Origin of the sequence: Bradyrhizobium sp. 2TAF36 (assembly GCF_052114925.1) — a bacterium.
Classification (GTDB): Bacteria; Pseudomonadota; Alphaproteobacteria; order Rhizobiales; family Xanthobacteraceae; genus Bradyrhizobium; species Bradyrhizobium barranii.
In genome coordinates, this window is the sequence record NZ_JBFRFR010000054.1 from 17,771 (window position 1) to 36,591 (window position 18,821).

An 18,821-nucleotide genomic window follows, 5' to 3' on the forward strand; every position below is an offset into this window, starting at 1 on the left:
ATGACATCGATATCAGCAACATTCCGCAACATTGCCTTCGGCGTTCTAACCGTCCTGTGGCTGACCGGCGCGGCCGAAGCTGCCGAGGTCCATGTGATGATCTCGGGCGGATTGACGGCTGCCTACAAGGCGCTCGTGCCGGAATTCGAGAAGGCCACCGGCAACAAAGTGCTGACGGAATATGGGCCGTCGATGGGGACGACCACCAATGCGATCCCGGTCCGGCTGGAGCGCGGCGAACCCGCCGATGTCCTGATCATGGTGGGCTATGCCCTCACTGACCTCGCCGGCAAGGGCAAGGTCGTGGCCGGCAGCCAGGTCGACCTCACCAGATCGCCGATCGGCGTTGCCGTGAAATCGGGTGCGCCGAAGCCGGACATCGGCTCGGTGGAGGCGGTCAAGCGCGCGCTGCTGGCGGCGAAGACGATCGCCTATTCCGACAGCGCCAGCGGCGTCTACGTTTCGACCGAGATGTTTGACAAGCTCGGCATCGCCGACGTCATGAGGGACAAGGCACGAAAGATTCCGGCAACGCCGGTCGGCGAGATCGTCGCGCACGGCGAGGCCGAGCTCGGCTTCCAGCAGATCAGCGAGCTGAAGCCCGTGAAGGGCATCGACATCGTCGGACCGCTGCCGAACGAATTGCAGAAGATCACGATCTTCTCGGCCGGGGTCGCGGCCGGTTCGAAGGAGCCCGAAGCCGGCCGTGCCCTCATAAAATTCCTCGCCTCGCCCGCCGCGCGCGAAGCGATCATCGCAAGCGGGATGGAGCCGATCCCGGCGGGGAGCGCGAATTGAGGCAGGCCTTCTCCAGGCGCTGCTCCTGATACGCCCTCAACAGATTGGCTTCGCCACTCTTAGTCAATCGGAGGCTGCTGAGGTCTTCTTGACCGGACCGAGATCGCGCGCCGGATAGTTGGCGCCGGATTCGACGATGTGTCGTCGCACTGCTGCAACGAGCGCGGCGAGATCGCGAGACTCGATCGCATCGACGATCTCGACATGGTGTGCAGCACTTCTCTGCAGCTCGGCGTTCGAGGGCCACAAAGCAATCGGCCCTGGTCTGGCGCGATTTCTGATTTCCACGATGAGGCTGGCGAGCGATTGGTTCGCTGCATGACGATAGATCTCGTCGTGAAAGGCTGCGTTGGTATTTGCCTGATCCGCCTTGCTGCCGCGCGCCACAGCATCTTCGAAGATTTGCTGAGCCTGCTTGATCTTCTTGAGTTCGTCGGGGCCGATATTCGGTAGCGCCTGCCTTGCCGCTTCAACTTCGAGCAGCGTGCGGATCGCCAATATCTCGCGAACGACGTTCAAGTCGGGTTGCGCGACCCGGTATCCACGATTTTCGACATGCGTCACCATCCCGCTTGCGGCAAGCTGGGTCAGCGCACTCCGGACGTCAAACCGTTTGGCAGCGAAGGCTTCTTCCAGGTCGATCTGGCGCAACCATTCGCCTGGCCGGTAGTCGCCTTGCAGGATGGCGGCACCGATTTCCGCCGCCAACAGCCTCTTCTGCTCCTTCCGTACTTTCATGGCTGCTTCCCTTTTTGGAGCGCTTGACTCACGGCAACTATTGCGCACAAATTGGCGCCAATAAATGTGCATAACAAATCGCGGCGGCCGGAGGAACAGTAGATGTCGGGCATCGATCGTAGAAGCTTAATGGTGATGTCGGTTCTCGGCGCCACGATGGGACTCCGGGGCACGGCCCAGGCGGCGCCGAACGGGTATCCCGAGAACTATCAGAAGATCATCGACGACGCCCATAACGAGGGCAGCCTCCTCATTTACTCGATTATGTCGCCGGAAAACTGGCGTCCCGTGATCGAGGGCTTCAACAAGCTCTACCCGAAGATCAAGGTCGAGACCCTGGATCTCCCCGCCTCCCGCGAGAGCTTCGAGCGATATCTGGCCGAGCGGAGCACCAACAGCCGCACCTGCGACCTCATCGCGACGGCCGATCCGGGCGGATGGATCGATTTCCAGGAGCGCGGTGAAGTCCTCGACTACCTATCGCCTGAAGCGAAGGCCTGGCCGGATTGGTCAAAGCCGTTTCCCGGCGTCTACACCGTCTCGTCCGACCCCATGGCGCTGATCTGGAACAACACGCTGGTGGCCGACGGCAAGCGTCCCAAGACACTTGCCGAGTTCGTCGAGCTTGCGGTCGCAAACGAGAAGACCTGGCGCAACCGCATCACCAGCTACGGCGTGCATCAAACAACTTTCGGCTACGGCATCAGCTACGCGTTCGTGAAGCAGCACGGCGAAAAGGCCTGGGACTGGTTCGCCCAACTTGCAAAGCTCTCGCCCCGATTCGAGCGCTCCGGCGGCCCAATGACCGAGAAGGTCACCTCCGGCGAATACACCATGGGCTTCTTCGTTTCGGCCATCACCTTCTGGCCGCGCCTGAACGATCCGGCGCGGGCAAAGATCCTCGGCTGGAGCTTCATCGGAGACGGTCAGCCGGTCGTGCTGCGTGGCATCGCGATTCCGAAGGGATCGAAGAACGTCAACGCAGCAAAACTGATGCTCGACTACGTCGTCTCGGAGGACGGTCAGCGCGCATTCGGACGGGGCGGCCTGACGCCGGCACGCCCCGGTGTGAAGCCGGGCGACGGAATCCGCCACACCTACTCGTCGATCGTGGAAGCCGTCGGCGAGCAGAACATCTGCTACATCGGCTACGATCGGGACGCGGTGCGGGACTACGACAGCTTCCTCGCGCGCTGGAAAAAGACCTTCAATGTCGCTTGACGCAAGCAGCGCACTGGGGTCATCGGCCGCGGACGCCTTGCCGAAGCCGCTGCCCGGCCGCGATACCGTCATCCAGTACGGAATGGCGCTGCTGACAATTGTCCTGATCGCAGCGCCTCTCCTGCCCGTTCTCTATCAATCCTTCCTGGATCGTGCGCTCTACGATTCCGGCCAGCAACTGACGCTGGGCAATTTCGGGCGCCTGCTTCGCACCGACGGCTTCGCGCTCGTCATCTGGAACACGTTCGTGTTCGCCACCCTCACCACCGTGATTTCGCAGACGCTGGGCACGCTGGCGGCGGTGCTGTTCGGCCGCACCGACATGCCGTTTGCGCGGTTGTTTGGCGAGCTCTTCCTGTGGCCGATCTATCTCTCGGCGCTGGTACTGTCGTTCGGCTGGTACACAATCTACGGACCGGCCGGCTACCTCACGCTTCTGGTTCAGTCGATCTTCGACGGCGCGCCCTGGAATCTCTACTCGCTGCCGGGCATGGCGATGATCGCGGGCGTCTCGCAAGCACCGGTCGCCTACATCTACTGCATGTCGTCGGCCTCGATCACCGATCCGACTTTGGAGGAAGCCGCGCGCGTGACCGGCGCCGGCACCTTGAGGACCTTGTGGCGGATCACGCTGCCGCTCCTCATGCCGGCGATCGCCTATAGTGCCGTGCTGAACTTCACTGTGGGACTGGAGCTCCTCGCGATTCCGCTGGTGTTCGGAGATCCCGCCGGCATCACTGTGCTGACCACGTTCCTCTACAACAACGGCGTGGCGTCGGCCCGCCCCGATCACGGGCTGGTGGCAACGGCTGCCGTGCTGATGCTTGCCGTCGTCTGCGTGTTGGTGTGGCTACAAGGACGCCTGCTCGGCAATACAAGGCGCTTCGTCACGCTCGGCGGCAAGGCCACGCGACCGCGCCCTTTCCGCCTGAACAACCTGCGCTGGCCGCTTTGCATCGTCTCGGCGATCTACATCACCGCAACTGTCGTGATGCCGATCGGCGCGCTGCTGCTGCGCGCCTTCACGAGCCTGCTGTCGCCGATGGTGCCGATCAGCGAGGTGCTGACGCTCGGCAACTTCGCCAACATGCTCGAATACCCGGTCTACCCGCGTTCGATCTGGAACTCGCTGATCGTCAGTTCGGTCGGTGGCGTCGTCGCCACTGCGATGGTCGCCCTGATCGCCATCATCGTGCTGCGGTCCGACTTCCGCTGGCGTGGCGCGCTACACTACGTCGCGCTGTTTCCCCGTGCCGTGCCCGGCGTCGTCGCCGGCATCGGTTTCTTCTACGCGTTTGCGCTCGTGCCTGGCCTGGGCGGCCTCCGAAACACGATCTGGATTCTGGTTGCCGCCTTCACGATGCACTTCATTCCTGTGGGGCTCGGTGCGGTTGCTCCGATGTTGTTGCAGATGAGCCCGGATTTCGATCGCGCCGCCCGTACGCAGGGCGCGGACTGGTGGACGACGAGCCGGCGCATCGTTTTGCCCTTGCTGCGCCCGGCGCTGGTAGCCTGCTTCATCATCCTCTTCATCACGTTCTTCAAGGAATACACGACCGCGATCTTCCTGTTCGCTCCCGGCAGCGAAGTGATCGGGACCACGCTGCTCCAGGCATGGACGCAGGGCGAGGTCGGTCTGGTGTCCGCGCTGGCGACCATCCAGATCCTGGTGATCGGCGTCTGTGTCACGGCGGCGCGCGCTTTTCTCGGAGTGAAGCTTTATGGCTGAGTTGCTGATCGAGAACCTGCACAAGCGGTACGGACCGGTCAAAGCGATCGACGACGTCAACATCCACGTTGCCGATGGCGAGTTCGTCACGCTGCTGGGGCCGYCAGGGTGCGGCAAGTCAACAACGCTCGGCGCCATTGCCGGACWGGATCAGCCGACGAGCGGACGCATCCGCGTCGGCAACAAGACCTATTTCGACAGAGAAAAGGGAATCTTCCTGCCGCCGGAAGCGCGCCATTGCGGGCTCGTGTTCCAGAGCTACGCTTTGTGGCCACACATGACGGTCTATGACAACGTCGTGTTTCCGCTCAAGCTGCGCAAGGTATCGACCGCCGACTGCAAGCGCCGCGTCGAGGAGAGTCTCGCTCTCGTCGAGATGGAGCGCTTTCAGGACCGCTATCCGCATCAGCTCTCGGGCGGCCAGCAGCAGCGTGTCGCGCTCGCGCGAACGTTGGTCTACCAGCCCGAAATCCTCCTGCTCGACGAGCCCCTGTCGAATCTCGACGCAAAGCTGCGCGATCGCGCCCGGACCTGGCTTGCCGAACTGCGCACGCGCCTCGGCCTGACGACGATCTACGTGACACACGACCAGGTCGAAGCGCTGGCTCTGTCCGACCGCATCGTGGTCATGAATGGCGGCCGCATCAGCCAGATCGGCTCGCCCCAAGAGATCTACACGCGGCCGGCAGACAGTTYCGTCGCCGACTTCATCGGAACGACCAATTTCCTCAACGGCGACGTGGTCGGGGCGCCCGACGGCGATGGACAGACACTGGTCAGTCTCGCCGATGGTCAGCGCGTTCTGATCAAGTCCGACAAACGTCCATCCCTGGGCGACAAGGTCACGTTTGCCTATCGCCCCGAGCAGATGCGCCTGGCGGCGGCCAACGATCAGGCGATCGGAGGTTCGATCGTTGAAGCCGACGTGGTCAGCCATTCCTATGTTGGCGGCCGATGGCAAATCGGATTGAGCGTCGGCGGAAATCAGATCCGCATCGAAACCCAGGAGGCAATGACTGACCGCCAGTTGCGCCTGTGGCTGCCTGTCACCGGCGGCATCCTGTTTACAGAACGGAACCATGGCAAATCCCACTGACGCCACCTCTCCCGAAAGCGGACTGCATCAGGCCGACTACACCCCCGGTGTCCGCGGCCCGCTGACAGGGCTCCGCGTCATCGACCTCTCGAGGCTGGTCGCAGGCAATCTGCTCACCCAGCATCTCGCCGACTTCGGCGCCGACGTTATCAAGGTCGAGCCGCGCGAAGGCGATACGCTGCGCGGCTGGCRCACCAAGGGTGTCGAAACCAACTGGAAGATCCATTCGCGCAACAAGCGCAGCATCTGCCTGGAATTCCGTCACGACGAAGCGGTGCCGCTGATCCGCAAGATGATTCCCGGCGCCGCGATGCTGGTCGAGAGTTTCCGTCCCGGCACGCTCGAGCAGATGGGGCTCTCGCCGGAGGAACTGCTGCGGCTGGAGCCCAAGCTTGTGATCGTTCGCATATCGGGATGGGGGCAGACCGGCCCCTATCATCGCCGGCCCGGCTTCGGGACATTGGTGGAAGGCTTTTCGGGCTTCGCCGAGATGAACGGCTTCCCCGATCGAGAGCCGGTATTGCCGCCTATGTATCTGGCCGATGCCCTGTCCGGTCTCACCGGAGCGTTCGCCGCGATGGCGGCCCTTCGGGAGGTCGAGATCAACGGCGGAAAGGGACAGGTGATCGACCTGCCGCTGCTCGACCCGATCGTCAACTCGCTCGGGCCTCAGGCGGCAAATTACCGTTTGACCGGCGTGGTCAAACCGCGCAGCGGGAGCCGCTCGAGCGGCTCGGTACCGCGCAATGTCTACCGCACGCTCGATGGCGGCTGGGTTTGCCTGTCGGCATCCACGCAAGGCATGGCGATGCGGGTGCTGCGTTCGATCGGCCGCCCGGAGCTCTGCGAGGATCCAAAGTTCAAGACCAACGAGCAGAGGCTCGTCCATGTCGCCGAACTCGACAAGATCATCGGCGATTTCATCGCGACACGAACGGTCGACGACAACGTCGCCTTCTTCGAGGCGGCCGAGGTCACGATCGGTCCGGTCAACGACACCGTCCGCTTGATGAACGATCGCCACGTGCAGGCCCGGGGACTGCTGGCCGACTATCCCGACGAGGACATGGGAACGTTCCCGATGCACGCCGTCCCGGTTCGCCTGTCCGAGACGCCCGGAAGCATCCGGACGCCTGCGCCACGCCTCGGGCAGCACAGCCGCACCATCCTGGCCGAAGCCGGCCTCAGCCCTGACGACATCGATGCCGCCCTCGCCTCGGGCGTTGTGAAGGAAACCAGCACATGACAGTTGAACGAAAATTCCCGGTCTGGCGCTCTGCGCTGTTCGTACCCGCGAACGTCGAGCGGTTCGTGGTCAAGGCCGTCGAGCGCGGCGCGGACGCGCTGATCATCGATCTCGAGGACAGCGTGCCGCTGGCTGAAAAGGCCAACGCTCGAAAGCTGATCCCGGGCATCGTGAAGCGCTTTCGCGACACCGGAAGTTCGGATGTCATGGTGCGGATCAACCAGCCGCTCGAATTGGCGGTGCCCGATCTGGAAGCGGCTGTCATCGCCGGCGTGGACGCGATCAAGATCACCAAGGTCGAAGGCGCCGAGCATCTGCGCCTGCTCGACGAGATGGTGACCAGACTGGAGATCGAGCGCGGATTGCCCATCGGCAATATCTGGTTTGTCGGCCTGATCGAGGCGCCCGGTCCTCTCTCTAGGGCTCACGAGATCGCGCGATCGATCCCGCGGCTGGCCGGCATTTCACTGGGTGCGGAAGATTATGCCACCGCCATCGGCGCCAAGCCGACGGAAGAAACCCTGTTGATGCCGAAGCAACAGGTCGTGCAGGCAGCCCGCGCCGCCGGCATCATGCCGCTCGGCACCATCGGCTCAGTCGCCGATTTCTCCGATCTGGAAGGATACACAAGGATCGTCAGGCGCTCTGCGGACTTTGGCTTCGTGGGCTCTGCCTGTATCCATCCGTCGCTGGTGCCGATCCTGAACGAGGGTTTCAGCCCCTCCGCCAAGGAGGTAGCGGACGCCGAGCGCGTCGTTGCGCTCAACAAGCAGGCGGCTGCCGAGGGCCGCGCATCCTTCGCCATCGACGGCAAGATGATTGATATTCCGATCGTGCAGCGCGCCGAAGCGCTGCTCGAACGCGCGCAAGCAATCGCCGCCCGCGCGCATCGCCCTCGTTGATTGTGCCACCCCAGCGCGGCGCGAAGCGCCGTCTCTGGGGGCCAAGGACATTCGATAGAGCGCGCGGCAGCCCTTACGCCACCGCCCTCACCTTGCTGATGAAGCCGTCGACCTCCGACGTCAGCGAGGTCGACTGGCTCGACAGGTTGGCGGCGGCCTTCAACACGCCGGAAGCGGCGCGGCCGGTCTCGTTCGCCGCTGACGACACGGTTGCGATGTTGCGGGTGACGGTCGAGGTCGCTTCCGCCGTGTGCTGCACGGTGTTTGCGATCTCGGCGGTGGCCTTGTTCTGCTCCTCGATGGCGGCGGCGATGACGCGGTTGATGCTCGAGACCTCCTCGATGGTCTTGACGATGCCGTCGATCGCCGAGACCGCCTTCTGCGTCGCCCCCTGGATCTCCGTGATCTGGGCGCTGATCTCTTCGGTCGCCTTCGCCGTCTGGGAGGCCAGGTTCTTCACCTCGCTCGCCACCACCGCAAAACCTCTACCGGACTCGCCGGCTCGGGCTGCCTCGATCGTCGCGTTCAGCGCCAGCAGGTTGGTCTGGCCGGCGATCGAGGTGATGAGGCCGATGACCTCGCCGATGCGATCGGCGCCGTCGGCAAGCGCGCGCATGGTGCTGTCGGTTTCCTTGACGGTGACAACCGCCTGCTCGGTGGCGCGCGTCGCCTGCTCGACCTGACGGTTGATCTCGCGGATCGAGGCGTTGAGCTCCTCCGCCGCAGCCGCCACGGTCTGCACGCCGCCGCCGACCTGGTCGGCGAGCGTCGAGGCCGAGCCGGCCTGGGTCTGGGCCTCGGCTGCCGTGCCCGACATCGAGCGCGCGGTCGTCTCCAGCTCGCCCGAGGCGCTCGACAACGTCTGTACCATCTGGCCGATGCGGCTCTCGAATTGCCGCACGAGGCTGGACAATTCGGATGCACGCTTCTCCTTGTCGACGCGCTCGGCGGCCTGGTCGCCGGACAGGCGCTCGGCGTTGATCATGGCTTCCTTGAACACCTGGAGCGCCGCGGCCATGCGGCCGATCTCGTCATTGCGGCCGAGGCCCGGCACCTCGCCGGCGAAATCATGCGCCGCGAAACGGGTCATGACACCGGTGATCGCGGTCAGCGGCCGGGTGACGCGGTTGCGCATCAGCGTCAGCCCGCCGATGGTCAGCGCCAGCGAGGCCGGCACCAGCAGGCCGAACAGGATCAGGCTGACGCGGGCGCGCGAGGCGCCGTCTTCGGCCCGCGAGATCATGTTGGCGAGCGCGGTTTGCGTGACGATGACAACATTGTTGGCGCCGACAAGCTGACGATCGCGGTAGTCGATGCCTGCGACGCCGGCGGGCTCGCCGGCGAGCAGCTTGGTCGCAATGGCATTGCGTTCGTCGCTGAGCGCGCCGGAGATTTCCGGCTCGGCGTTACGGATCGCCTGCAACAGCTCGGGCGAGGCCACATTCGGGCTGAGATCGCGCACGACCACCCAGGACTGCTGGATGCGGCCGCGCAGATCGGCGAAGGTTACGCCATCGGCGGCGGTCCAGGTCTTGTTGGCGAGGATCGAGGAGAACTGGACGAGAATGGTCTGACCTGCGTTGGCGCGGGCCTGCCAGGAGGCCTGCTTGGCGATCAAGAGGCGATCGACCACGGGATCGATCAGCGTCATCGCGTTGTCGACATGGGCGGTGACGTCGCCGATCGCATCCATATAGGCGTCGCTGATCTTGGCCCAGCTCGGTTGCAGGTTCGCGTCGCGCGCCGCCTTCTCCTGCTTCAGCGCAGTGACCGCGCGCGGCCGCAGCTCCTCGAGCTGCGCCCAGATGCCGCGGAGCTTGTCGAGCTTTTCGGCAAGACCGGGCGCTTCAGCAGAGGCGAGGCTCTGCAAGGCCTGCGCGTAATTCTTCTGCACCGTGGCTCGCTGGTCGGCGAGACTGCTCATGACGCTGTCGGGCGCGGGGGCAGCCGACGCCAGATAGCTCAGCGTGTCACCGCGCTCCAGGCGGAAAATCACGAGCGTATTGGTCAGGTCGCGGCTGGCGACCGCGAGCGAGACGATGCGGTTGCTGTCCGAGTAGCGGGTGACCGCGAGCTTCAGCGCATAGGCGCAGATGACGACGAGGACGAGACCGAGAGATCCAACCACCGCCCCGAGGATGCGGGCGACCGAACGCTGCTTTTGCATCGACTGATCCATATTGCCGCCAAGACGCGGTTCGCGGGCAATCTACGGAGCGAACGATGAGATTTGGTTTAAGATTGAACGGCTTTGGCTACCAATCTCTTCCGGGAAAATACGGAAACCGGTAGTTCGATACTCCCCTCAGACCCGTGCGTCCGAGGGTGCCCGCTGCTTGAGCAGCCGGGCGCAGACGAGACCAAGCGCCACCATGATCGCGGCGCTCGTGAGCAGGGTCGAGACCTTGCCACCGTGCTGGAGGCCAAGCCCATAGGCGATCGGGCCAACGGTCTGCCCCATGAAGAAGAAGAACGAATGCAGCGACATCGCCGTCGCCCGCGCCCCGATCGACAGCTCGCTGGCAAACACCTGCAGGCAGCCGTGGATCATGTAGAACCCCCAGCCCATCGCCAGCATGCTGGCGAATTGCAGCTTCCATGCGGGACCGAAGGCGAGCACGCCGAGCTGCAGTCCGACGAGGCCCGCGCCCGCAATCATCATGCCCCTGACGCCGAGCCACGGCAGGAAGCGTGAGACCGTGAAAGTGTAGAACAGTCCGCCGATCGCAAAGCCCGCGATCACGATGCCCGCGATCGACGGCGACTTCTCGCCGAGATCGAACAGCAGCGCGGCGATGAACGGAAACAGGCCGAATACGCAGCAGCCCTCGACGAAGACCGCCGAGTAGCAGTAGCGCGTGTTGGGGTTGGCGAAGATGGTCCGGTAGCCCTGCCGCAAGGCCTTCATATCCGTCTTCGGCGGCGCCGTCAGCGCGGCACCGCGAAAGCCCGCGGCCACCGCAACGGCCGCGATCAGGCCGAGCGCGCCGAGCATCATGAGCACACCGCGCCAGCCGATGAGTTCACCGATGATGCCGGAGGCGGTCGCACCGAGCAGATTGCCGGTCATCGAACCTGCAAGCGTGCGGCCGATCGCGACCTGCCGCTTGGCGGGTGCAACGAGGTCGGCGGTCAGGCCGAGGGYGACCGGAAACACGCCACCGGAGGCGATCCCGGCGAGGATGCGGCTCGCGAACAGGCCCGAGAAGGTGGTCGCGACCGCGCCAAGAATGCAGGAGACGCCAAGCAGCGCCAGGCACAGCGTCATCAACCGCGCCTTGCCGAACAGATCGGCAGCCGCTCCGATCACCGGCTGAACCAGCGCGTAGATCAAGGCGTAGCCGGCCGCGATGCTGGCGGCCGTCGTGATACTGATCGAAAAATCTTCCGCGACATGCGGCAGGACGGGATCGAGCGCGCGCGTGGATAACGCCGCCGAGAAGCTAGCGAGCGCGATGATATTGATCGCGGGCGGAAACTTCTGGTCGGACGACGGCCCGGTCRCAGGCGGGGACATCAGCGCGTTGTGCTTTTCGTCACCGCGTCGAATGCCATCAGCGTGCGGATCAGCCCTTCGAACTCGCGCAGCGGCACCATGTTGGGCCCGTCCGATGGCGCGCGATCAGGGTCGGGATGGGTCTCGATGAAGACGCCGGCAACGCCGACCGCGACGGCTGCACGGGCCAGCACCGGCACGAATTCACGCTCGCCGCCCGAGGACGTCCCCTTCCCGCCCGGCTGCTGCACTGAATGGGTGGCGTCGAAGATCACGGGCGCGCCGGTGGTGCGCGCCAGGATCGGCAGCGCGCGCATGTCGGAGACCAGTGTGTTGTAGCCGAACGAGGCGCCGCGCTCGGTGACGAGCACGTTGGGATTGCTTGCGGTCGTGATCTTGGTCACGACATTGGCCATGTCCCAGGGCGCGAGGAATTGCCCCTTCTTGACGTTGACGACCTTGCCCGTCGCGGCAGCCGCCAGCAGCAGATCGGTCTGCCGGCACAGGAAGGCCGGGATCTGGAGGATGTCCACGGCTTGCGCCACCTCGGCGCACTGCGCGGCGTCATGCACGTCGGTCAGGACCGGCAAGCCGAGAGAGGCGCGTATCTCGGCGAAGATCGGCAGCGACTGTGCGAGCCCGAGACCGCGTGCCGCCGACGCGCTGGTGCGGTTGGCCTTGTCGAACGAGGTCTTGTAGACGAGCCCGATCTTCAGCCGCGCGGCGATCTCCCTCAGCGCAGAGGCCACCTCCAGCGCATGCTGGCGGCTTTCGAGCTGGCACGGCCCGGCAATGATCGAGATCGGCAGATCGTTGCCGAACCTGACTGTGCCAATGGTGACGACCGGCGCCGCTGAATTCGAAGAGCTCAAGGCCAATGTCCCTCGTTTCGGCGCGACCATAGCCGCCATCAGGGTCGGATCAACCCCATTCGCCCCGGGCCACCCGAATATCAGGGTTGCGCCGGGGTTCCGTGCGAGGCCCTTGCGCCGGCGGCCCCTTACTTCACCGCCGAGAAGGCGGTCGGCGTCAGGAGCTGGCTGACGATGTTGCCGACGATCTGGCCGTCCGCTTCGCTCTCGGCACGCGCCTTCATCCAGTCCGGGTCGGTCATGAACTTGCCCCACTTCGCTTCGCGGTCGGCGAGCGAATCCCACGCCAGGAAATAGGTCAGCTCCTGGTTGGATTCGCCGATCAGCGTGGTGAAGAACCCGGCCTGCTTGATGCCGTGCTTCTCCCAGAGCTTCAGCGTGACCGTCTCGAACCGCTTCAGGAGCGCCGGCAGGCGGCCGGGCACGCAACGGTAGATGCGCATTTCATAGATCATTCTGGTTCCTCCCTGATGACGTCGGGGGTTATAACGGCTGGCCGTGACGGTGTCTTCGGCCCCGCCCGATACCGCCCGCGGCGTCTGGCGCATGGCTTGCCGGCCCCGATCGCACCCGGTTCCCGTAATGCTGCCGCAATGATACTGCCGCTACAACGCTTCGGTTGAGGCTCAGGTGCGGATCATGCGGATTTTGCTCGTCGAGGATGAAGCGGAGATGGCCGGGGCGCTGGCCTCGGCGCTCAAGCGGTACGACATGATCGTCGATCACGTGCCAACGCTTGCCGAGGCCGAAGAGGCCATTTCCGCCGACGTGCACGCCGCCGTGCTGCTCGATCGCCAGCTGCCCGACGGCGACGGTCTTGCCCTGATTCCGAAACTGAGAGCGCGCGCCGACGGTGTGCCGATCATCGTGTTGACGGCACGCGGCGAGCTCGCCGATCGCGTCGCCGGGCTCGACAGCGGGGCGGATGATTATCTGGCAAAACCATTCGCGGTGGAGGAATTGCTGGCGCGCCTGCGCGCGGTGTTGCGCCGGCCCGCCGGGGTTCAGCCCGACATCATTCGCGCCGGCCGCCTCGCCTTCGACTTCGGCCATCGCGAGGCGAGCGTCGACGGGGCTCCGCTCGAACTGCCTCGGCGGGAGCTCCTCGTGCTGGAAGCCCTGGTCCGCCGTATGGGCCGGACCGTGCTGCGATCGGCGCTGGAGGAAGCGGTCTACAGTTTCGACGACGAGATCCAGTCGAACGCACTCGATACGCATGTCTCGCGACTGCGCCGCAAGCTTGCCGAAGCCGACGCGTACGTGGAGATCCACGGCATCCGCGGCGTCGGCTATCTTCTGAAGAAACTGCCGTGAGCAGGCACGCCGACCCATATTGCCTGCGCTCTCGGCTGAGCTGGCGCCTGCTTTCGCTCCAGGCCGCGCTGTTCGTCGCTTTGGTCGTCGTCATCATCGGCGCGCTGTGCGCTACAGGCTTCGTGCTGGTCCAACGGGACGAAGACCGCGTGATCGACGTCGTGCAGAGCGCGCTCGCGCGCGACGCAGCCGGCGGCCTGACGCTGCGGCCGACGGCGGAGCTGAAAGCCTTGCGCGAGGAGACCCCCGACCTCTGGTTGCTGGTTCGCGACAGACAGGGGAATTCGCTCAGTGAAGGCTCCGTGCCGGCCGAATTCGCCGGGATCGGCGGCGCCCTCGACCAGATCAGCCAGGCGCGGCTCGGCTGGCAGCTCTTCGAGGACGATCCACGCAAGCCGGCGGCGCGGTTGAAACGCATCGACACGGCCGCCGGCAACGTGCAGGTCATCACGGCGACGCAGGGGAAGCTCAGCGGCGCCAAGGCGGTGTTCACGACGTCGCTCGTGTTGCTGGGCATCGCGCTCCCCGGCCTGCTGTTGATGGGGACCGCGACGTTCATCGCGACGCCGATGGTCGTGCAGCGCGCTTTCAGAGGATTGGACGCGACCGCAGACCAGGCCCGGCGGATCGATATCCATCAGCGCGGCGCGCGGCTGTCGGTGGAGCAGATTCCGCTCGAGGTGGTGCCGCTCGTGGCCGCGGTCAATGACGCTCTCGCGCGGCTCGATCAGGGTTACGCCCGCCACAAACGCTTCGTTGCCGACGCCGCGCACGAGCTGCGCACGCCGATCGCGATCCTGAACACGCGGCTGGAATCGCTGCCGTCGGGACCGGACAAGACCCGCCTGATCGAGGATGCGGCGCGGCTCGCGACACTTGCCGAGCAATTGCTGGATATCCAGCGGCTCGACCGTTGCGGGCATCCATTCGTGTCGGTCGACCTGGTCTCCGTCGCGCAAGGCGTTGCCGCCGACCTCGCACCACTGGCGATCGCGGCTGGCTATGAGCTGTCCTTCGACGCACCGGCGGCGCGGATCGACGTACTCGGCGACGCGGCCGCGCTCGAACGCGCGCTGACCAACCTCGTGCAGAATGCCATCCAGCACGGCCCTCGCCGCGGCACGATCGTCATTCGCGTCAGCCGTCCCGCCAGCATCGAGGTCACCGACGAGGGCGCGGGCATTCCGGCCGATCAGCGCGAGCTGATCTTCGAGCCGTTCTACCGGCTCACGCCGCTCGATCGCGGCGCCGGCCTCGGCCTCAACATGGTGCACGAGATCATGCTCCTCCATGGCGGTCACGTTTCGGTCCTGGACGGACCGAACGGCGGTGCGTGCTTCAGGATGACGCTGCCGCCCCTGCAACAGGGCTGATTCAATTCGTCTCTGCGTCTCAAGCGCAATGCTGTCGCAATGCGCTCAGGCGACTCTTCGACCGCCTCACCTCTTATTTGCGAGGCGCAATCGAAATGCCGGAGTGCGCATGCCCAACGATTTCCTCTCATTCTTCCTGTCCTGGATGTCGGCCCCGCGGCGGGTCGGCGCGATCGCGCCTTCGGGCGCTGCCCTAGCCGATCTCATCACCCGCGAGATCACCGCAACGACCGGCCCGATCCTCGAGCTCGGCCCCGGCACCGGCGCTTTCACCTACAAGCTTCTGAAGCGCGGCGTGCGCCAGCAGGACCTCACGCTGATCGAATACGGTTCGGACTTCACCAAGCTCCTGCAAATCCGTTTTCCCGGCGCGCGCGTGTTGTGGATGGATGCAGGACGGCTCACGACGGAGCGGCTCTATGACGGCGCGCCGGTCGGCGCCGTGGTCAGCGGCCTGCCGCTGCTCAATATGTCGACGCGCAAGGTCGTCTCCATCATCGGCGGCGCGTTCCGTTACGTCCGCCCGGGAGGCGCGTTCTATCAGTTCACCTACGGGATGAGCTGCCCCGTGCCGCGGCCGGTGCTCGACCGGCTGGGCTTGCGGGCAAAGCTGGTGGATCGCGCCTTGCTGAACATGCCGCCGGCCGCCGTCTACAAGCTGACGCGACGGCCGCAGATGAAGATCGTCACGGAAACGCTTGCGCCTGATGCCTCAATGCCGGTCGCGCCGGCGCCGATGCACCTCGTGCGCGACTACACCGCCGCGCCCTGAGGCATCACACCAGCCGCGACTGCACCATCGCCGCCTGAATGAACGAGGCGAAGAGAGGATGAGGCTCAAAAGGCCGCGACTTCAGCTCGGGGTGGAACTGGACGCCGATGAACCAGGGATGATCCTCGTACTCGACGATCTCCGGCAGCACGCCGTCGGGCGATAGGCCGGAGAATTTCAGCCCATGCTGCTCGAGGCGGTCCTTGTAGGCGGTGTTGACCTCGTAGCGGTGGCGGTGGCGCTCGGAAATCTCGGTCGCGCCGCCATAGACCTGCGAGACGCGGCTGCCGCGATTGAGCGCCGCGGGATAGGCGCCGAGACGCATCGTGCCGCCGAGATCGCCGGCCTTGGAGCGCTTCTCGAGCTCGTTGCCGCGCAGCCATTCTGTCATCAGGCCGACCAGCGGCTCCTTGGTCGGGCCGAACTCGGTGGAGTTGGCGTCCTCGATGCCGACGAGGTTTCGTGCGGCTTCGATCACCGCCATCTGCATGCCGAAGCAGATGCCGAAATACGGCACGTCGCGCTCACGCGCGAACTGCGCCGCGCGGATCTTGCCTTCGGCGCCGCGCTGGCCGAAGCCGCCCGGCACCAGGATGCCGTTGACGTGTTCGAGGAACGGCGCGGGATCTTCCTTCTCGAAGATCTCGCTCTCGATCCAGTCGAGATTGACCTTCACCTTGTTGGCGATGCCGCCATGCGAGAGCGCCTCGATCAGCGACTTATACGCATCCTTCATGCCGGTATATTTGCCGACGATGGCGATGGTGACGTTGCCTTCGGGATTGCGGACGCGCTCGTTGATCTGCTGCCAGCTTCGCAGCTCCGGCGGAATCCGCGAGCCGATGCCGAAGGCGGCGAGCACTTCGTCGTCCAGGCCCGCATTGTGATAGGCCTCGGGCACGGCGTAGATGTTGTCGACGTCGCGCGCCTCGATCACGGCGCTTTCGCGCACGTTGCAGAACAGCCCGAGCTTGCGCCGCTCTTCCTTCGGGATCTCGCGGTCGGTGCGGCAGAGCAGGATGTCCGGCTGGATGCCGATCGAGCGCAGCTCCTTCACCGAGTGCTGCGTCGGCTTGGTCTTCAGCTCGCCCGCACTCGGGATGTAAGGCAGCAGCGTCAGATGGATGTAGACGGCATGATCGCGCGGCAGCTCGTTCTTGAGCTGACGAATCGCCTCGAAGAAAGGCAGACCCTCGATGTCGCCGACGGTGCCGCCGATCTCGACCAGCACGAAGTCGTAATCGTCATTGCCGGAGAGGACGAATTCCTTGATGGCGTTGGTGACGTGCGGAACCACCTGGATCGTCGCACCGAGATAATCGCCGCGCCGCTCCTTGGAGATGATGTCCTGGTAGATGCGCCCAGTGGTGATGTTGTCCTGCTTGGTCGCAGGCCGGCCGGTGAAGCGCTCGTAGTGACCGAGATCGAGATCGGTCTCCGCGCCGTCATCGGTCACGAACACTTCGCCGTGCTGATACGGCGACATCGTTCCGGGATCGAGGTTGAGATAGGGGTCGAGCTTGCGGAGGCGGACCTTGTAGCCCCGGGCTTGCAACAGGGCACCCAGTGCCGCTGAAGCCAGACCCTTGCCGAGCGAAGAGACCACGCCGCCGGTGATGAATATGTACCGCGCCATGGGACTTAACCTCTAATCCCTCGAATTCGATTCGCCAAAGCGATTCGTATTCCGCCCCAAATAATTTGCGGGCCTGTGGGTGAGCCAAAACTAAGAGTGGTGACAGAGCCTTGATGGGGATTTTTGATGCAGGACGGTAGAAGCCGCCCTGCATGGCCCCCCTGCTTTATTGCGAGCGCGGCACCTGCGGGCCGGCTGGCGCCTGGTTCTGCTGCTGTTCGTCGGCCTTCTTCAGCGAATCCAGGATGCCGCCCGAGGTCGGCGGCGCGATCGGGGCGCCTCCGGCCGGCTGGGTCTGGGACGCCGGCGCGCCGATGATCGACGAAGGCGCCCGGTTGTAGCCGGCATGCCAGGACAGGAACAGGCTGGTGAGGAAGAAGCCCCCAGCCAGGATCGCGGTGGTCCGCGTCAAAAGGTTCGCGGTGCCGCGGCTGGACATGAAGCCCGCGCCCCCGCCCATGCCGAGGCCGCCGCCTTCCGACTTCTGGAGCAGGACGGCGCCGATCATGACGGCGACGATCATGAGGTGAATGACGATGACAACAGTCTGCATAGTGTCCTTCCGTCACAAGCCGACAGCGCCGAGACGGCGGCCGATCGCGCTTCGCGGGTTTTCCTGAAGTTGCGCGGTGTTACACGATCAGAAGAGGCATTGCCACCCCCCGATCGGCCACGGCCGCGCTTTGAGATTAGCTAGGGGCAGCCCTTCGCAATCGCAAGGAAATCGGCCGCCTTCAGGCTGGCGCCGCCGACCAGCGCGCCGTTGACGTTTTTCATGGACATCAGCTCGGCCGCGTTCGACGGCTTGACCGAGCCGCCATAGAGGATCCGCATCCTGGCCCCGTCCGCCCTGAACCGGGAGGTCAGGAGTTCCCGGATAAAGCCATGAATCTGCTCGACATCCTGGGCCGTCGGGGTCAGGCCGGTGCCGATCGCCCAGACCGGCTCATAGGCCACGACCAAGTTGGCGGCGGTCGAGCCGTCCGGCAGCGAGCCGCCGAGCTGGCCGCGCAGGATGTCCAGTGTCTGGCCGGCATCGCGCTGGCCTTGCGTCTCACCGATGCAGACGATCGCGGTGACGCCGGCGCGCCAGGCGGCCTCGGCCTTCTGCCGGATCAGGGCATCGCCCTCGCCGTGGTCGGCGCGACGCTCGGAATGGCCGACGATGATGGCGGTCGCACCGGCATCGGCCAGCATTTCGGCAGCGATATCGCCGGTATTGGCGCCGGAGGCCTTGGGGTGGCAATCCTGCGCCCCCACCGCGACCTTGCTGCCGCGCGCCTTGTCGGCGAAGGCCGCGATCAGGGTCGCGGGCGGGCAGACCAGCAGGTCGGCCTTGGCGGCCACCTCTGCCGCGCCTTTGAGCATGGCGTCGAATTCGGCAGCCGAGCCCTTGAGGCCGTTCATTTTCCAATTGCCGGCGATCAGCGGTCGGATGGCGTCGGTCATGTCAATTTCCAGCAAAATGAGGTTTGTGCATGCGCTAGCAGAGCTGTCGCGGCAGTTCCAGAGAGCTAAGGCTTTTAACCGCAGCGTCGAGGGACCGCGTGGCCCGAGGTTGCGGGGGGAAAGCCGCCACTTTATGATGATTGATCAATTTGGTGACGCGCTTTTGCGGAATCTGCATT

Annotated in this window: 17 protein-coding genes; 9 read left to right on the top strand and 8 right to left on the bottom strand. The window is 64.9% G+C overall.

Annotation, left to right across the window (positions count from 1 at the left end):
- Complete coding sequence (locus tag AB4Z51_RS28425; protein WP_167767910.1) at window positions 1-798, top strand: substrate-binding domain-containing protein; 798 nt, start codon at window positions 1-3, stop codon at window positions 796-798.
- 63 nt (window positions 799-861) lie between these two features.
- Here the strand turns inward: AB4Z51_RS28425 and AB4Z51_RS28430 are convergent, their stop codons facing one another.
- The gene (locus AB4Z51_RS28430; protein ID WP_167767911.1) at window positions 862-1,536 is read right to left on the bottom strand and encodes a GntR family transcriptional regulator; all 675 of its coding nucleotides are present in this window, start codon (window positions 1,534-1,536) and stop codon (window positions 862-864) included.
- Between the two features lie 102 nt (window positions 1,537-1,638).
- On the opposite strand from AB4Z51_RS28430, the gene AB4Z51_RS28435 reads away from it, so the two are divergent.
- Genes AB4Z51_RS28435 through AB4Z51_RS28455 form a run of 5 tightly spaced genes read left to right on the top strand, consistent with a single transcriptional unit; the run spans window position 1,639 to window position 7,730 of the window.
- The gene (locus AB4Z51_RS28435; RefSeq protein WP_245344247.1) at window positions 1,639-2,757 is read left to right on the top strand and encodes an ABC transporter substrate-binding protein; all 1,119 of its coding nucleotides are present in this window, start codon (window positions 1,639-1,641) and stop codon (window positions 2,755-2,757) included.
- Complete coding sequence (locus tag AB4Z51_RS28440; protein WP_135213778.1) at window positions 2,747-4,486, top strand: ABC transporter permease; 1,740 nt, start codon at window positions 2,747-2,749, stop codon at window positions 4,484-4,486. Before AB4Z51_RS28435 ends, AB4Z51_RS28440 begins: the two co-directional genes overlap by 11 nt.
- Window positions 4,479-5,582 (top strand): ABC transporter ATP-binding protein, encoded by a 1,104-nt coding sequence (locus AB4Z51_RS28445; protein WP_441498444.1) that lies wholly within the window; start codon window positions 4,479-4,481, stop codon window positions 5,580-5,582. Before AB4Z51_RS28440 ends, AB4Z51_RS28445 begins: the two co-directional genes overlap by 8 nt.
- Entirely contained in the window at window positions 5,566-6,828 is a 1,263-nt protein-coding gene (locus tag AB4Z51_RS28450) for a CaiB/BaiF CoA transferase family protein (protein ID WP_441498445.1), read from the top strand. The genes AB4Z51_RS28445 and AB4Z51_RS28450 overlap by 17 nt, the downstream gene beginning before the upstream one ends.
- The gene (locus tag AB4Z51_RS28455; RefSeq protein WP_135213780.1) at window positions 6,825-7,730 is read left to right on the top strand and encodes an HpcH/HpaI aldolase/citrate lyase family protein; all 906 of its coding nucleotides are present in this window, start codon (window positions 6,825-6,827) and stop codon (window positions 7,728-7,730) included. The genes AB4Z51_RS28450 and AB4Z51_RS28455 overlap by 4 nt, the downstream gene beginning before the upstream one ends.
- Before the next feature lie 73 nt (window positions 7,731-7,803).
- Here AB4Z51_RS28455 and AB4Z51_RS28460 read toward each other — a convergent pair whose 3' ends face one another.
- The 4 genes from AB4Z51_RS28460 to AB4Z51_RS28475 all read right to left on the bottom strand — a co-directional run bounded on the left by AB4Z51_RS28460 (window position 7,804) and on the right by AB4Z51_RS28475 (window position 12,553).
- Window positions 7,804-9,897 (bottom strand): methyl-accepting chemotaxis protein, encoded by a 2,094-nt coding sequence (locus AB4Z51_RS28460; RefSeq protein ID WP_135213781.1) that lies wholly within the window; start codon window positions 9,895-9,897, stop codon window positions 7,804-7,806.
- A gap of 138 nt (window positions 9,898-10,035) precedes the next feature.
- Window positions 10,036-11,247, bottom strand: a complete 1,212-nt coding sequence (locus AB4Z51_RS28465) for an MFS transporter (protein WP_441498446.1) — start codon at window positions 11,245-11,247, stop codon at window positions 10,036-10,038.
- Window positions 11,247-12,098, bottom strand: coding sequence for a 3-deoxy-8-phosphooctulonate synthase (kdsA, locus tag AB4Z51_RS28470; RefSeq protein WP_135213783.1), 852 nt, complete (start codon window positions 12,096-12,098; stop codon window positions 11,247-11,249). The genes AB4Z51_RS28465 and kdsA overlap by 1 nt, the downstream gene beginning before the upstream one ends.
- A gap of 128 nt (window positions 12,099-12,226) precedes the next feature.
- Complete coding sequence (locus AB4Z51_RS28475) at window positions 12,227-12,553, bottom strand: NIPSNAP family protein (RefSeq protein ID WP_063983065.1); 327 nt, start codon at window positions 12,551-12,553, stop codon at window positions 12,227-12,229.
- A gap of 184 nt (window positions 12,554-12,737) precedes the next feature.
- Here AB4Z51_RS28475 and AB4Z51_RS28480 point away from each other — a divergent pair, with 184 nt between their 5' ends.
- The 3 genes from AB4Z51_RS28480 to AB4Z51_RS28490 all read left to right on the top strand — a co-directional run bounded on the left by AB4Z51_RS28480 (window position 12,738) and on the right by AB4Z51_RS28490 (window position 15,557).
- Window positions 12,738-13,412, top strand: a complete 675-nt coding sequence (locus tag AB4Z51_RS28480; protein ID WP_135213871.1) for a response regulator transcription factor — start codon at window positions 12,738-12,740, stop codon at window positions 13,410-13,412.
- Window positions 13,409-14,785 carry a sensor histidine kinase gene (locus AB4Z51_RS28485; RefSeq protein WP_135213784.1) on the top strand — a complete coding sequence of 459 codons (1,377 nt, stop codon included), beginning with the start codon at window positions 13,409-13,411 and terminating at the stop codon, window positions 14,783-14,785. The genes AB4Z51_RS28480 and AB4Z51_RS28485 overlap by 4 nt, the downstream gene beginning before the upstream one ends.
- 109 nt (window positions 14,786-14,894) lie before the next feature.
- Window positions 14,895-15,557, top strand: a complete 663-nt coding sequence (locus AB4Z51_RS28490) for a class I SAM-dependent methyltransferase (protein WP_167767912.1) — start codon at window positions 14,895-14,897, stop codon at window positions 15,555-15,557.
- Between the two features lie 4 nt (window positions 15,558-15,561).
- On the opposite strand, the gene AB4Z51_RS28495 is transcribed toward AB4Z51_RS28490, so the two are convergent.
- The 3 genes from AB4Z51_RS28495 to tpiA form a co-directional block, all read right to left on the bottom strand.
- Window positions 15,562-17,193, bottom strand: coding sequence for a CTP synthase (locus AB4Z51_RS28495; RefSeq protein ID WP_014494987.1), 1,632 nt, complete (start codon window positions 17,191-17,193; stop codon window positions 15,562-15,564).
- A 166-nt stretch (window positions 17,194-17,359) separates the two neighbouring features.
- Window positions 17,360-17,746 (bottom strand): preprotein translocase subunit SecG, encoded by a 387-nt coding sequence (gene secG / locus AB4Z51_RS28500; protein ID WP_063983061.1) that lies wholly within the window; start codon window positions 17,744-17,746, stop codon window positions 17,360-17,362.
- A 140-nt stretch (window positions 17,747-17,886) separates the two neighbouring features.
- Entirely contained in the window at window positions 17,887-18,642 is a 756-nt protein-coding gene (gene tpiA, locus AB4Z51_RS28505) for a triose-phosphate isomerase (RefSeq protein ID WP_135213786.1), read from the bottom strand.
- Window positions 18,643-18,821: the final 179 nt, after the last annotated feature.